Below are 15,052 nucleotides of genomic sequence, written 5' to 3'. Positions count from 1 at the left end.
CCTGCTCCCCTCAGAAGCCCACGCGCAGGTTGATCTGCCCGCCGACATCGCGGCGACCATCGCCGTACTGGCCCTGCACGAACATCGACAGCTGGCTGTTGCGACCCAGGCCCACCGCCACGCCGACCTGGCTGACCAGCGCGTTGCGCGCCATCACCGCGCTGTAGACATCGAACGCGTTGCCACCAACGGCGAAGCGGTTGCGGCTGGCCACATCGGTATCACCCGATGCATGCTGCCAGCCCAGGCCAACCGTCAGCTGCGCCGGGAAGCGCTCGCCGCTGCCCACATCCCAACGGCCGCGCACCCCCACGGTGCTGACATTGAGCGTGTCCTTGCCGCCTTCCAGCACCAGCGCAGCCGTGCCGCCCTGCTCCACCGCACGATCGCTGTCGACCCAGTGCCTGGTGAACTGCACATACGGCTGCAGTTGGGTCCTGCCATGGGTCCAGGTCCAGCTGCCCTCCACCTGCGCGATGGTCACATCCGAATCCTGGCGGCTGTACAGGGTCTGGCCCAGCAGCGGCACCTCACGCGTGGTACGCGTGCGGTAGTCACCGCGCGATACGCTGCCGCCGACCGCAAAGCCGTTGTTCCACTGGCCCTGCGCATACAGGCCGAACGTGTTGCCGCGCAGGCGGGCCCGCGAGCTGCGATCGTACAGGCGGGTATCCAGCCGCTCGTTGCCTGCGGCCGCACCCAGCACCACGTGTTCGCCCAGCTGCCAGTCCACGCCCGCCATCAGTGCATTGCGGTTGGAGCGGATGTCATCGCCGTTGCCGTCACCGTCCTGGCGGAACACCTTGCCGCTGCCGGCCAGCCAGGCCGAGGCACGCTCGCCACGCACGGTCGGCAGTTCGCTGCCGAGACGCTGGCGGATGCCCTCTTCCAGGTAGTTGTCGTACAGCAGCACCGCACGGCTGGCCGCATGCACCTCGCCGGACAACTGGTCGAACGCCGCACGCGCGGTACCCGCGTCATACATCAGCAGCGTGTTGTACAGGCCCAGTGCCGAACCACTCTGCGGCAGGCTGTCCAGCGCTGCAGCGGTGTTGTACTGGTTGCGCGTCTTCGCCGCCGTGGTGAATGCCGCGGTCTGCGCTACGTCGATCTGCAGGTTGGCCGTGTTGGCGGTATAGACCGGGGTGATGGTCAGGAAGGCCGACGGCGAGGTCGCCGAAGCGAACTGCCCGCTGACGCCACCACCCGCGTTGATCACGGTGTACTGCTGGCCCTGCTGGTAGCTGGTGTTCGGCGAGATGGTATTCACCTTGACGATGCTGCCACCCACGTTGGCGCTGCCGCCCACCTGCACCGTGTCGCTGCCGCTGGCACCCAGATCGACGCCCAGCGTGCTGCCCGGCGACAACGTCAGGTTGCCGCCCACCGTGATCGTGCCGGTGCCATTGCCTGCACCACTGCCGTTGCCCGGGCCATTGCCCGGCGACAGCACGCCGCCGCTGGACACCGTCACGCCGCCACCCGTGCCACCGATGGTCCCGGTACCGGACAGCGTGGTACCGCTGCCGATGGTCCACTGGCCACCGATGTTGCCGGTGACATTCAGGCCACCCCCGGTGACCTGGCCGGTGCCGCTGAAGCCGCCGCTGTTGCCGCCTAGGTTCAGGCCGCCCGGGCCTGCCTGCACGATGCTGCCACCACCGCTGATGGTGCCGCCCAGCGTGGTGGTGCCGCCGGTGTTGATGACCAGGCCACCGTTGTTGGTGATATTGCCGGTGATCGAGCCGCTGGCGCCGCCATTGCCGACCTGCACGGTGCCGCCGGCATTGATGGTGGTGCCGCCGGTGTAGGTGTTGTTGCCGGTCAGGGTGACCGTTCCGGTGCCGGCCTGGGTCAGGCCACCATTGCCGCTGATGGTGCCTCCGACGGTGGTGTTGCCGCCCACGTTGAACACCAGGCTGCCGTTGTTGCTGACGTTGCCGGCGATCGCGCCGCTGGCGCCGCCATTGCCGACCTGCAACGTGCCGCCGGTATTGATGGTGGTGCCACCGGTATAGGTGTTGTTGCCGCCCAGGATCAACGTGCCGCTGCCGGCCTGGGTCAGGCCACCGCTGCCGCTGATGGCGCCACCGACCGTGGTATTGCCGGCCACGTTGAACACCAGGTTGCCGTTGTTGGTGACGTTGCCACCGATCGCGCCGGTCGCACCGCCGTTGCCGACCTGCAGCGTGCCGCCTGCATTGATCGTGGTCGGCCCGGTGTAGGTGTTGTTGCCGGTCACGGTCAGAGTGCCGCTGCCGGCCTGGGTCAGGCCGCCGCTGCCGCTGATGGTGCCACCCAGCGTGGTGTTGCCCGCCACGTTGGACACCAGCGTGCCGTTGTTGGTGACGTCACCGACGATCGAGCCGGTCGCACCACCATTGCCCAGCTGCAGCGTGCCGCCGGCGTTGATGGTGGTACCGCCGGTGTAGGTGTTGGTCCCAGTCAGCACCAGCGACCCACTGCCCGCCTGGGTCAGGCCACCCGTACCGCTGATGGTGCCGCCCAGCGCGGTGTTGCCGGCCACGTTGGAGATCAACGCGCCATTGTTGGTGATGTCTCCAGCGATGGCGCCGGTTGCCCCGCCGTTGCCGACCTGCAGCGTACCGCCGGTATTGATCGTGGTGCCACCGGTATAGGTGTTGTTGCCGACCAGGGTCAGCACGCCGCTGCCGGCCTGGGTCAGGCCACCGCTGCCGCTGATCGCGCCACCGACCGTGGTGTTGCCGCCCACGTTGAATACCAGGCTGCCGTTGTTGGCAACGTTGCCGGTGATCGCACCGGTCGCACCGCCATTGCCCACCTGCAGGGTGCCACCGGCATTGACGGTGGTGCCGCCGGTATAGGTGTTGTTGCCGGTCAGCACCAGCACGCCGCTGCCGGCCTGGGTCAGGCCGCCACTGCCGCTGATGGTGCCACCGAGCGTGGTGTTGCCGGCCACGTTGGACACCAGCGCGCCGTTGTTGGTGATGTCGCCGACGATCGCACCGGTCGCACCACCGTTGCCGATCTGCAGCGTGCCGCCGGCATTGATGGTGGTCCCTCCGGTGTAGGTGTTGTTGCCGGTCAGCACCAGCGTGCCGCTGCCGTCCTGGGTCAGACCGCCATTGCCACTGACCACCGCACCCACGGTTGCCGTGGTGCCGAGGTTGTAGACCAGGCTGCCATTGTTGGTGATGTCGCCCAGCACCGAACCGGTGCTGCCACCGTTGCCGATCTGCAGGGTGCTGCCACCGTTGATGGTGGTACCGCCGGTATAGGTGTTGTCGCCGCTCAGGGTCAGCGTACCGGTACCTCCCTGCACCAGGCCGCCGGTGCCACTGAGGACGCCAGCGAACACGGTGCTGGCGTTGTTGACGCCGGTAGTCAGCGTTGCGCCTCCCAGCGCCACCGTGCTGCCGGCCACACCGGCCAGGCCGCCGATGCTCTGGTTGCCACCGGCGCTGATATCCAGTGTGCCAGCACCGGCCAGGTTGACCGTGCTGGCACCGGACAGGCTGCCGCCGGCTGCTACCGCCAGCGTGCCGCTGTTGATGGTGGTGGTGCCGGTATAGCTGCTGGCACCGCCCAGGGTGACCGTCGCCGCGCCATCCTTCAGCAGGCCACCGGCACCGCTGATCGGTCCGTTCAAGGTCAGCGCGTTGCTGCCGGCCAGAGTCAGCGTGCCGCTGGCCAGCTGCACGGTGTTGGCCAGAGTCAGCGCACTGGTGCCATCCAGGCTGGCGTTGCCGCCTACGGTCAGCGCGCCGATGCCCAGCGAACCGTCGTTGCCCAGCAGCAGGCCACCGGCATTGAGGGCCACGCCGCCCGTGAAGACGTTGACGCCAGTCAAGCCCTGGATGCCTGCGCCGTTCTTTACCAGGCCACCGGCCCCTCCGATGGTGCCGGCGAACGTGGTATTGCCCACGCCATTGAGGGTCAGCGTGCTGCCGCCCAGCGCCACTGTCGAACCCGCCACGCCTGCCAGCGAACCGATCGCCTGCGCACCACCCGCGCTGATGTCAAAGGCGGTACCGGCATTGGCCAGGTTCACCGCACCAGTCGCCGCGAGGCTGCCGCCGGCACCGATCGCCAGCGTGCCGGCGTTGATGGTGGTGCCACCGGTGAAGGTGTTGGTGCCGGTCAACGTCTGGGTGCCCAAACCTTCCTTGATCAGGCCACCGGAGCCGGCCACCGAGCCACTGAAGGTGCCATTGGCAGGGCCTCCGATCGTCAGCGTGTTGGCGCCCAGATTCACTGTACCGCTGCCGATCAGGGTACCGAACTGCTGCGTGCCGCTGCCTGCTGACAGATCGAAGGTCGCCCCCGTGGCCAGGTTGACGGTGCCTGAGGAGGCCAGGCTGGCGCCAGCACCCAGTGCCAGGGTGCCGGCGTTGATGAAAGTACCGCCGGTATAGGTGTTGGCACCATTCAAGGTCAGCGTCGCGGCACCCTCCTTGGTCAGTGAGCCGGTACCACTGAGGATGCCGTTGAGGGTGAGGTTGTTGCTGCCGAGGACGGTCAACGCGTTGTTGAGGGTGAAGTTGTTGGCGAGGGTGACCGCCGTGTTCGAATCGAGCGTCGCAGCGCCTCCGACCGTCACCGCACCGGTGCCCAACGCAGCATTGTTGCCGACCACCAGGCCACCGGCGTTGAGCGCTACGCCGCCGCTGAAGGTGCTGGCGCCGTTGAACGTCTGCACGCCTGCGCCGTTCTTGACCAGGCCGCCGTTGCCACTGATCGCACCGCTGAAGGTGCTGTCCACGGTGCCGCCCAGGGTCAGCGTGCTGCCGCCCAGCGCCACCGTACTGCCGGCGACGCCGGCCAGCGAACCGATGGCCTGGTTGCCCGCCGAAATGTCGAACGTGCCGGCACCGGCCAGGTTCACTGCGCCGGCCGCGGCGAGGCTGCCACCAGCGCCGATCGCCAGCGTGCCGCTGTTGATGGTGGTGCCACCGGTGTAGGTGTTGGCGCCGCTCAGGGTCACCGTGGCCGCACCGTCCTTGATCAGCCCGCCCGTGCCGGAGATCACGCCGCCCAGGGTCAGCGCCTGGCTGCCGAGCAGATCGAGGTTGGCACCCGATGCGAGGTTGATGTTGTTGGCCAGGCTGACGCCGGTGGATGCATCCAGCGTCGCGTTGCTTCCCACCGTCAGCGCACCGCTGCCGAGCGCAGCGTTGTTGCCGACCACCAATGCGCCGCCATTGAGCGCGACGCCACCGCTGAACAGGTTGGCACCGCCCAGCGTGAGGCTGCCGGCGCCATTCTTGACCAGGCCGCCGGTGCCGGAGATCGCGCCATCGAAGATGCTGTTGCCAACGCCGCCCAGGGTCAGTGTCTGTGCCCCCAGGCTCACCGTCGAACCCGCCACGCCGTTCAACGCCCCGATGGTCTGGTTGGCGCCGGCAGTGGAGATATCGAAGCCTGTGCCTGCCGCAGTGAGCGTCACCGCACCGGTCGCGGCCAGACTGCCGCCGGGGCCGATCGCCAGGGTACCGGCGTTGATGAAAGTGCCGCCGGTGTAGGTGTTGGCACCGGTCAGCGTCTCGATGCCGGCACCGACCTTGGTCAGGCCACCGGTGCCTGCGATCGAGCCACTGAAGGTGCCATCGGTGGCGCCGCCCACTTCGATCGAGTTGGCACCGAGGTTCACCGTACCGTTGCCGACCAGCGTGCCGAACTGCTGCGTGCCACTGCCGGCCGACAGGTCCAGCGTGGCGCCGGTGGCAAGATTGACGGTACCGCTCGCGGCCAGGCTGGCACCGGCCCCCAGCGCCAGCGTGCCGGCGTTGATGTTGGTGCCACCGGTGTAGGTGTTGATGCCGTTCAGGGTCAGCGTCGCGCTGCCATTCTTGGTGAGGCTGCCGGTACCGGAAAGGACGCCGTTGAGCGTCAGTGCATTGGTCCCGATTACGGTCAGCCCGGCGTTGAGCGCGATGTTGTTGGCCAGCGTTGCCAGACCGGTGGTATCCAGCGTGGCAGCACCACCGACGGTCAATGCGCCCGTGCCCAGCGCTGCGTCATTGCCGAGCACCAGTCCGCCTGCATTGAGCGTCACGCCACCACCGAAGGTATTGGCGCCGGACAAGGTCTGTACGCCCGCGCCCACCTTGACCAGGCCACCACCGCCGCTGATCACGCCATCGAACGCGGCGTTGCCAGCGGTACCGAAGGTGAGCGAATTGCCGCCCAGCGTCAGCGTGCTTCCCCCCGCTCCGTTGAGTGCACCGATGGTCTGGTTGCTGCCGGCGCCGGAGATATCGAAGCCAGCGCCTGCGCCCAGCGTGACATCACCGACTGCGGCGAGACTGCCACCCGTACTCAACGCGAGCGTGCCGGCGTTGATGGTGGTACCGCCGGTGTAGGTGTTGGCACCGGACAGCGTCAGCGTGGTGCCGCCATTCTTGATCAGGCTGCCATTGCCGCCGACCACGCCGGACAGCGTCAGCGCATTGCTGCCGGGCAGCGTGAGTGCGACGCCCGAGCCCAGCGTGACCGCATTGCCGAGCGTCACTGCAGTACCTGCATCCAGCGTGGTGCTGGCATTGACCGCCAGCGCACCGGTACCGAGCGCACCATTCGCGCCGACCACCAGGCCACCACCGTTCAAGGTCAGGCCGCCACCGAAGGTATTGGTGTTGTTGAGGGTCAGCAGGCCCGCACCATTCTTGACCAGGCTGCCGTTGCCGCTCAGCACGCCTCCGAATGCAACGTCACTGGTTCCGCCCAGGGTGAGCTGGGTGCCGGCACCGAAGTTCACCGCGTTGGCCAGATTCAATGCCACCGTGCTGTCCAGCGTGGTGGTGCCGCCAATACCCAGCGCACCGGTACCAAGCGCACCTGCATCGCCCAGTACCAACCCACCCGCGTTGAGCGCAAGGCCACCACTGAACGTGTTTGCACCGGACAGCGTCTGCACGCCCGTGCCGGTCTTGACCAGGCCGCCGGTACCACCGATCACACCGGCAAAGCTGCCATTGCTGGCACCGCCAAAGGTCAGCGACTGCGCGCCCAGCGCCAGCTGGCTGCCCGCCACGCCATTCAACGCGCCGATGGTCTGTGCCGCACCGGCTGCGGAGATGTCCAGTGTCGCGCCCGCACCGGCAAGATTCACCGCACCGGCTGCGGCGAGACTGCCGCCTGCGCCCAGCGCCAGCGTGCCGGCGTTGATGGTGGTGCCTCCGTTGTAGGTATTGGCGCCCGACAACGTCAACCGCGCCGTGCCGTCCTTGATCAGCCCACCGGCACCGAATACCGGACCGGCCAGCGTCAGGTCATTGCTGCCCAGCACGGAAAGGTTGGCACCGGCAGCGAGACCGATGTTGTTGCCCAGCGCCAGCGCCGTTGTGGCCTCCAGCGAAGCGTTGCCGCCCACCTCCAGCTGGCCGGTACCCAGCGCCTGCGCATTGCCCAGCTGCAGCAGGCCCGCGTTGAGGCCGACGCCCCCGCTGAACGTATTGGCGCCGTTCAACGCCAGCGTCGCCGTACCGTTTTTGACCAGGCTGCCAGTACCACTGATGAGACCGCCCAGCGACACGTTCTGGCTGCCCAGCAGATCCAGCGCCGCGCCTGCCCCAAGGTTGAGGTCGTTGGCGAGGTTCAGCGCTACTGAACTGTCCAGCGTGGCATTGGCGCCCACCGACAGTGCACCGGTGCCCAGTGCGCCGGCGTTCCCCAGGAACACGCCGCCGCCGTTGACGGTCAGCCCACCACCGAAGCTGTTGGCGCCGTTGAGGGTCAAGGTGGTGGCACCATTCTTGACCAGCCTGCCGGCACCGGACACCACGCCACCCAGCGTGATCGCCTGCGAGCCCGGCAGCGACAGCGCGGCACCCGCGCCCAGGGACACATTGTTGGCCAGGTTCAGCGGGGCGCCGCCATCGAGCGAGACGCTGCCGCCAATGCCCAATACTCCCGTACCGAGTGCGCCACTGTTGCCCAGCAGCAGACTGCCGGCGTTTGCGCTCAGTCCACCGCTGAAGGTGTTGGTACCGTTCAAGGTCAGTGTCGACGCGCCATTCTTGACCAGGCTGCCGGTGCCGGTGACGTTGCCGGCCAGGGCCAGGTTCTGGCTGCCCGGCAGGGTCAACGCCGCGCCGAGGTTGATCGCATTGCCCAGGTTCAGTGCAGCAGTGGCGTCCAGCGAACCGTTGCCACTGACGGTCAGCGCACCGCTTCCCAGCGCACCGGCGTTGCCCAGCACCAGGCCACCAGCGGCAAGATTCACCCCACCGCTGAAGGTGCTGGCGCTGGTCAGCGTCTGCACGCCGGTGCCCTGCTTGATCAGGCCACCGGTGCCGCCGATGACGCCGGCGAAGGTCTGGTTGGTGGCATCACCGAAGGTCAGCGTGCTGCTGCCCAGCGACAGGGTGCTGCCAGCCACGCCGGACAACGCACCGATGGTCTGGTTGCCACCCAGCGAGATGTCCAGGTCCGCGCCAACGCCGGCCAGGCTGACCGCACCGCCGGCGGCCAGGCTTCCGCCGCTGCCCACCGCAACCTTGCCGGCATTGATCGCCAGGCCGCCGGTGAAGGTATTTGCGCCACCCAGCGTAAGCGTGGCTGCACCGTTCTTGACCAGGCTGCCGGTGCCACCGATGGCGCCGCCCAGCGTCAATGCACTGCTGCCCAGTACATTCAGCAGGCCACCTGCGCCGAGGTTGATGCCATTGCCCACGCTCAGCGCCGCGCTGGCATCGAGCGTTGTCGCACCGCCGACATTCAGCGCGCCGGTTCCGAGCGCGCCGGCATTGCCCAGGACCAGGCCACCGGCATTGAGCGCCAGCCCACCACCAAAGGTATTTGCAGCGTTGAGGGTCAGCGTGGTCGCACCACTCTTGACCAGGCTGCCGGTGCCACCGATCACGCCGTTGAACGTCAACGCCTGGTTGCCGAGCAGATTGAGGCTGGCACCCGAACCGAGGTTGACCGCGTTGGCCAGTGCAAGCGCCCCCGTGGTTCCATCGAGCGTCACGTTGCCGCCGACACTGAGCGCACCGCTGCCCAGCGCAGCAGCATTGCCCAGCAGCAGGCCACCGCCGTTGAGTGCCACGCCGCCACTGAGGTTGTTCACGCCCGACAAGGTCTGCACGCCGGTGCCCAGCTTGACCAGGCCACCCGTGCCTGCGGCGAACGTACCGCTGTAGCTGGTATCGCCCAGCCCCGCGAGGGTGAGCGTGTGGCTGCCCAGGTTGACCGAACCGCCGAGGCCCGCCAGCGAACCGATGGTCTGGTTGGCGGCCGCCGACAGGTCCAGGGTGGTACCGACGCCGACCGTGATCGCGCCGGTGGGTGACAGGCTGCCGCCCGCGCCCAGCGCCAACGCGCCTCCGGCCAGGTTGAAACTGCCGGTCAGCGCATTGGCGCCGTTCAAGGTGAGGGTGCCGGCGCCGCTCTTGGTCAGGTTGCCGGCACCGGAGATCGAACCGTTCAATGACAACGCATTGCTGCCCAGCAGGTTCAGCGAGCCCCCGCCATTGATCACCAGATTGTTGCCCAGGGTGAAGCCCGCCGTCGTATCCAGTGAAGCGCTGCCACCCACGGTCAGGTTGCCGCTGCCCAGTGCACCGGCATTGCCCAGCACCAGGCCGCCGGCATTGAGGTTGACGCCGCCGGAGAACAGGTTTGCGCCGCCGAGAGTAACGATGCCGGTGTTGTTGACCGTCAGCCCGCCAGTACCGGACAGCAAGCCCCCCAGGCTGAACGCATTGGTCCCTGCCAGGGACAGATTGCCACCAAGGCTGAAAGGGTTGGCCAGGTTCAGACCGGCCGTGGCGGAGGCGATGGCACCGCCGTTGGCGGTGAACAGCCCTGTGCCGAAGGAACCGGCATTGTTGAAATTGACCAGGCCATCATTGAGCGTGGTCGTACCCGCACCCGCCCACGCACCCTGCAGGTTCCAGGTGCCGCTGTTGACGGTGAGCTTCTGGAAGTTGAGGTACTGGTTCCAGCCCAGCGTGGTCACCGCTCCGCCGATGCCGGACCCCGGACCGCTGACGACGTTCTGCAACACCAGCGTGTTGTTGGCCGCACCACTGCCGGTACCGGCGTCGACCGATCCCGCAGCCGCAACCTTTACCCCGGTGACACCGGTAATCACGCCGGCAAGAGCGCTGCCGCCGCCGCTCACAACGCTGGAACCCGACACTGCGGTGAAGGTGTTGCCGCCGGTTGAATCACCCAGGTGAACGCTGCCACTGACCGCCCCCGCATTGAGGAACGTGTTACCGCCAGAAGCACCCAGGCCGACGCGTCCGTCGATGGTGCCTGTGTTGGTCACATTGGCGGCTGCACCACCATAGGTCACCACCGTGGTCGCGTCGGAAACGCTGCCTGCACCGATCAGCGACGTGCTGATCAGGCCGGCGTTGTTGATGGTGGTGGTGCCGTTGACATTCTGTGCCACCAGCGCCTGTCCACCGAAGCCCAGCAGCGTTGCGATGTTGACGACACCCTTGATCTGTCCGCTGGCGTTGTTGTTGACGACGATCGCGCTGTTGTTGGCAGAACCATTGCCGATGACCAGGCCGGGCGAGGCGAGGATGATCGAGCTCGGATCGATCGTGCCATTGTTGTTGACCGTCACGTTGTCGCCGGTCAGCGTTGCTGCGTTGCCGCCACCTACGACCGGCGGCGTACGCAGCAATGCACCCGCGGCGATGTTCAGCGTGAGGCCGTTGGTCGCGTTGGAGTAGTTGTTGATGTTGGTGGTGCTGTCGCAGTTTACGGTTGTGGTGCCGGTGCACGCTGCGAATGCCGATCCGCTGGCCAGTGTGGCGGCCAAAGCCACCGCCAGCTGGTGCGCCCGCAATCGCGGCACCCGCCCTGCGCTGACCGCGCTTCCGCCGGGATTCCGGGCGACCTCCGAAGCAACCTGCATTACCCCAAGGGCACGATTGAAAACCAGACGGTAAATGCGGTTCATCGGTAAATCTCCATGAAAAGACCGGATGGCACAGCTGGCAGGTTTTTTGGAGACAATGCGGCCCACCCCGGCTCCCGATGCGGAAACAAGGTTTGAAGGCATTAACTCCTGAAAATCTTCACATCTTCACGCAGTCGCACCCGGTGACAGGTACGACAGCGTGTCCCTCAAGGCGAAAACTCCCCGGTTTCGCCCGACGAATGGCGGCACTGTGCGACCGTCGGTGCCAGCGGCATGTGAATCACGCTCGTTATTTTCATGACGTACGTCAAATAAAACGGGCGGACAAAATGGTCTTGCCGAAAATGCATATACCTGCCGGAAGCGGAGATTCCTTTCCCCGCCATAAGTAAATCATTCAGCTGCTCGAGAGTTTCATCAGCACCAGGCCGGAAACGATCAGCACCGCTGCACCGATCCGCATCGGGCTGACCTGCTCGCCGAGGAACACGATGCCAACCACGAACGCACCGACCGCGCCGATGCCGGTCCAGATCGTATAGGCGGTGCCCAGCGGCAGGCTGCGCATGGCCACCGCCAGCAACCAGAAGCTGGCGATCATGCCGACGATCGTGACCACGGTGGGGGTGAGCTTGGTGAAGCCTTCGGACTGCTTCATGGACACGGCCCAGACGATTTCCAGCAGGCCGGCGAACAACAGATAGATCCAGGCCATGACGGCCCTCCTCTTGGTAGGGCCAGGCCGTCCTGGTCTTTGATTCCCGATATGGGGGAGGCCGTTCCTCCTGGCCGGCATTCTAGCAACGGCGGGTGGCCCGGGCCGCCATGGGCGGGAACGGGTTACAGCGGATTCAGCGCGTGAAGCTGGCGTCGATGCACCTGCCTGCGCTAGACTACGCGCCTGCCATCGGCCAGCCGATGCGCAGTCCGGCTGTGGTCTCTGGCGCATCGCGCGCTGCTTCCCCTGGTCCGTGAACTGGCTGCCCTCCGGGCGGCCGACGTCTCTATGGTGGCCCCGTCGGCCCCTCGCGACGCTAGGTCGAAAACCCCGCCAGGGCCGGAAGGCAGCAACGGTATCGATCGACGCGGGCGCCGAGGTCAGCCGGCGGGGCCATCGCCTTTTCCGGCGACGCCCCACCCCTGGCAGGTGCCAACCCTGGTTGGCGCCCTTCGCCGGACATGGCCCGGTCCTACCGTGCCTCGGGCGTGCCCTGGTGGAACAGCATCCGCCATCCATCCCCGTGCCGGCGCCACAGCGAGCTGCGCAGCACCCAGCCTTGCGGCTGGCCGTCGAGGTAATGGCGGCTGCGATAACGCACCCGGGCCAGACCGTCGGCCAACAACCACACCGCGTACTGTTCCGATTCGATCAGCACCTGCGCGCGCTCCAACGGGATCTCCTGCAAGGCTGCATCACGGCCGTAGCATTGCCCGGAACTGCCGATCTCGCTGAAATCCTCGTCCAGCAATGCGTCAAGGCGCTCAGGATCGGCCCGCACCGCAGGCGCATGCAGCGCGCGCTCCAGCACCTCCAGTCCGGCTGCCAGCGCCGCGTCGGCGGGCTGGCCGGCACCGCTCACGGCGGATCCTGCGCCAGCACGTGCGGTGCAGTGGGGGTCGCCAGCGGCACGCACTGCCCCGGCTGCGCCACGCGGTGGCCGCGCGCGGCCAGCGCCGCACCGTCAGCCACGCTGGCGTAGTGGTAGAGCATCATCCGCGATTGCAGCTCGGCGCTGTACTCACGCTCCAGGTCGTCCACACCGGTATGCGACGGATTACCCTGCAGGCCGCAGTCGTGGGCGATCAGTTCGTTCTCGTTGGCGTAGCGTGCCAGCATCTCCGGAATCGGCCGGGTATCGCCGCTCCAGGTCAGCGCGCCCTGCAGGCGCAGGCCGTACGCCGTCTCCGGCCAGTGGTGGCGTACCGGGAATACTTCCAGGCGCACGCCCTCGTGCCAGAACGCCTCGCCCACCACGATCAACTGGAACGCATCCCAGAAGTTGGCACCGCCCTCGGCCAGCACGTTCGGGTAGTCACCGATGCGCTTGTGCAGCAGCGGCACCACGGTGGCAGGCACATACAGGCGCACCTTGCCGCGGCGCTGCGTACTGAAGAAGGTATCGACGAACAGCCGCTCGAAACCGGCCACGTGATCCAGGTGCACATGGGTGACGAACAGTGCCTGCGGCATGTGCCCATAGTGCGCCTTGAACGCGGTCAGGCCTTCGCCGCCGCAGTCGATCGTCAGCCATGGCCGCCCGTCCCGCTCGATCACCGACATCGGCGACCCCAGCTCGACCGCCGACGCGTTGCCGACGCCGAGGAAACGCAACGACCAGCCCATCAGGTGCCCCGGTTCCAGGCCATGTCATAGGCGCGCCTCAGCCGCGCGTAGTCCTTCTGCACGTCCTCCACGCTGCGCTCGCCGCGCAGCTTGATCAGCGAGCGCAGCAGGCGCTTGAGGTTGCGTTCGCGCCAGGCGGTGGCCGGAATGCGGATCACCCCACGGTCGAAGTCGATCAGCCAGCCATGGCCGTTGCCATCGAACAGGATGTTGTGCGCGTTGAGGTCGGCATGGTCCAGGCCGGCACGGTGGAAGCGGGCGATCAGCCGCCCGGTCTCTTCCCAGGGCGCGCCCCGTCCGGCGACCAGCGCACGGTCGGCCAGCGAGCGCACGCCCTCGATCCGCTCCATCAGGATTGCCGCCCGGTAGCGCAGGCCTTCGCGCATGTAGTACGCGGCGATCGGCCTGGGCACCGGCAGCTTCTTCTCGCGCAGGGCGCGCATCAGGCGGAATTCGGCAAAGCTCCGGGTCCGGTCCGAGCCACGCCAGAGGTACTGGTCATGGCTGATCTTCGCTGCCAGGCCGCCGCGCAGGTAGTGGCGCAGCACGCTGGCGCCGAACGGCGCATCGATGAACCAGGCGCTGCCGCGGCCGCCCTCGCCGACCGGCCGGGCCTTGCTGCCCCAGTGCTGGGGCGAGAACAGGCCAACCTCGGCTTGCCGCAGCCGCTCGCGGTCGAACAGAATGGCCCCGATGCCGCGACCCTCGCGGCATGGCGTCAGCGCTTCATTGGCGTCGAATGCGACCATTTCATTGAGTCTAACAACACATGGCATCAGCGTCCTCCTCCTTGTGCCTCCTGCGCCTGTCCGCACTCGGCGATGTCACCCACGTGGTGCCCCTGGTGCGCACCCTGCAGGCTGCGCGTCCGGACACGCCGATCCACTGGATCATCGACAAGGTCGGCCACAAACTGCTCGATGGCCTGCCCGGCGTCACCTTCCACGCCTACGACAAGAAGAGCGGCATGGCGGGGGTCAAGGAGCTGCGCAAGCAGCTGCCACCGGGGCGTTTTGAAGCGCTGCTGCAGATGCAGGTGGCGTTCCGCGCCAACCTGCTGTCGGCCTTCATTCCCGCCGAGCGCCGCATCGGCTACGACCGCAGCCGCTCCAAGGACCTGCATGGGCTCTTCATCAACGAGCGCATCCCCGACCGCCCCGGCATCCATGTGCTGGACGCCATCGGCAGCTTCTGCGAGCCGCTGGGCCTGCGCCAGACCGAGGTCAGCTGGGATCTGGCCGTGCCGCAATCCGCGTACGAGTGGGCTGCGGCGCAGTGGCAGGACGATGGCCGCCCGGTGCTGATGATCTCGCCCTGTTCCAGCCACGTGCGCCGCAACTGGTACGCCGACCGCTACGCCGCCGTGGCCAACCATGCCGTCCAGCGCGGCTGGCAGGTGGTGCTGTGCGGCGGCCGCAGTGAACTGGAGCGCAGCATGGCCGATGCCATCCAGGCGCAGCTGCAGACTCCCGCACTGGACCTGGTCGGCAAGGACACGCTCAAGCAGCTGCCGGCCCTGCTGGCCCGCGCCAACCTGGTGATGACCCCGGACTCGGGCCCGATGCACATTGCCAACGCGATGGGTGCCAAGGTGCTGGGCCTGCATGCGGCCAGCAACCCGAACCGCAGCGGCCCGTACTCGGACCGCCGCTACTGCGTGGACCGCTACGACGATGCCGCGCGCAAGTACCTGGCCAAGCAGGCCGCCGATCTGAAATGGGGCACCAAGATCGAGTTCGACGATGTGATGGAACTGATCACTGTCGAAGACGGCATCGCGGCTTTCGAGCGTTACGTGGCCGATCATCTGGGGTGATGGGCCGGCCGGGCGTTGGCCTGCGCCC

The 15,052-nt window shown here is 67.3% G+C and carries 6 protein-coding genes and 1 other RNA gene; 2 read left to right on the top strand and 5 right to left on the bottom strand.

Translation table 11 applies throughout. From position 1 onward, the window contains the following. Positions 1-10: 10 nt before the first annotated feature. Positions 11-10,903: an autotransporter-associated beta strand repeat-containing protein gene (locus AC5P9L_RS07060; RefSeq protein WP_262101844.1), complete on the bottom strand. Its 10,893-nt coding sequence runs from the start codon at positions 10,901-10,903 to the stop codon at positions 11-13. 358 nt (positions 10,904-11,261) lie between these two features. Continuing rightward, a complete protein-coding gene (locus tag AC5P9L_RS07055; protein WP_005408286.1) occupies positions 11,262-11,579 on the bottom strand; it encodes a DMT family transporter in 318 nt (105 codons plus the stop codon). A 300-nt stretch (positions 11,580-11,879) separates the two neighbouring features. Between AC5P9L_RS07055 and ffs the strand changes: the two genes are divergently transcribed. Beyond that, an RNA gene (gene ffs / locus AC5P9L_RS07050) (signal recognition particle sRNA small type) lies at positions 11,880-11,976 on the top strand. Positions 11,977-12,054: 78 nt separating this feature from the next. Here ffs and AC5P9L_RS07045 read toward each other — a convergent pair. Genes AC5P9L_RS07045 through AC5P9L_RS07035 form a run of 3 tightly spaced genes read right to left on the bottom strand, consistent with a single transcriptional unit; the run spans position 12,055 to position 13,957 of the window. Beyond that, positions 12,055-12,444 (bottom strand): nuclear transport factor 2 family protein, encoded by a 390-nt coding sequence (locus tag AC5P9L_RS07045; RefSeq protein ID WP_262101843.1) that lies wholly within the window; start codon positions 12,442-12,444, stop codon positions 12,055-12,057. Further along, the gene (locus AC5P9L_RS07040) at positions 12,441-13,208 is read right to left on the bottom strand and encodes an MBL fold metallo-hydrolase (RefSeq protein ID WP_262101842.1); all 768 of its coding nucleotides are present in this window, start codon (positions 13,206-13,208) and stop codon (positions 12,441-12,443) included. The genes AC5P9L_RS07045 and AC5P9L_RS07040 overlap by 4 nt, the downstream gene beginning before the upstream one ends. Then, positions 13,208-13,957, bottom strand: coding sequence for a 3-deoxy-D-manno-octulosonic acid kinase (locus tag AC5P9L_RS07035; protein WP_012479275.1), 750 nt, complete (start codon positions 13,955-13,957; stop codon positions 13,208-13,210). The genes AC5P9L_RS07040 and AC5P9L_RS07035 overlap by 1 nt, the downstream gene beginning before the upstream one ends. 20 nt (positions 13,958-13,977) lie before the next feature. Between AC5P9L_RS07035 and AC5P9L_RS07030 the strand changes: the two genes are divergently transcribed. Beyond that, positions 13,978-15,024, top strand: a complete 1,047-nt coding sequence (locus AC5P9L_RS07030; protein ID WP_099474417.1) for a glycosyltransferase family 9 protein — start codon at positions 13,978-13,980, stop codon at positions 15,022-15,024. Positions 15,025-15,052: the final 28 nt, after the last annotated feature.

Source organism: Stenotrophomonas sp. YJH_SMC_64, from assembly GCF_059371375.1.
Note: the sequence above shows the minus strand (reverse complement) of the source record. Positions and strands in the feature narration are given on the sequence as shown.

Bases quoted from the DNA above. Each gene is read 5' to 3' on its own strand.
- AC5P9L_RS07060 (WP_262101844.1), bottom strand. From the start codon at position 10,903: ATGAACCGCATTTACCGTCTGGTTTTCAATCGTGCCCTTGGGGTAATG.
- AC5P9L_RS07055 (WP_005408286.1), bottom strand. From the start codon at position 11,579: ATGGCCTGGATCTATCTGTTGTTCGCCGGCCTGCTGGAAATCGTCTGG.
- AC5P9L_RS07040 (WP_262101842.1), bottom strand. From the start codon at position 13,208: ATGGGCTGGTCGTTGCGTTTCCTCGGCGTCGGCAACGCGTCGGCGGTC.
- AC5P9L_RS07035 (WP_012479275.1), bottom strand. From the start codon at position 13,957: ATGGTCGCATTCGACGCCAATGAAGCGCTGACGCCATGCCGCGAGGGT.
- AC5P9L_RS07030 (WP_099474417.1), top strand. From the start codon at position 13,978: ATGGCATCAGCGTCCTCCTCCTTGTGCCTCCTGCGCCTGTCCGCACTC.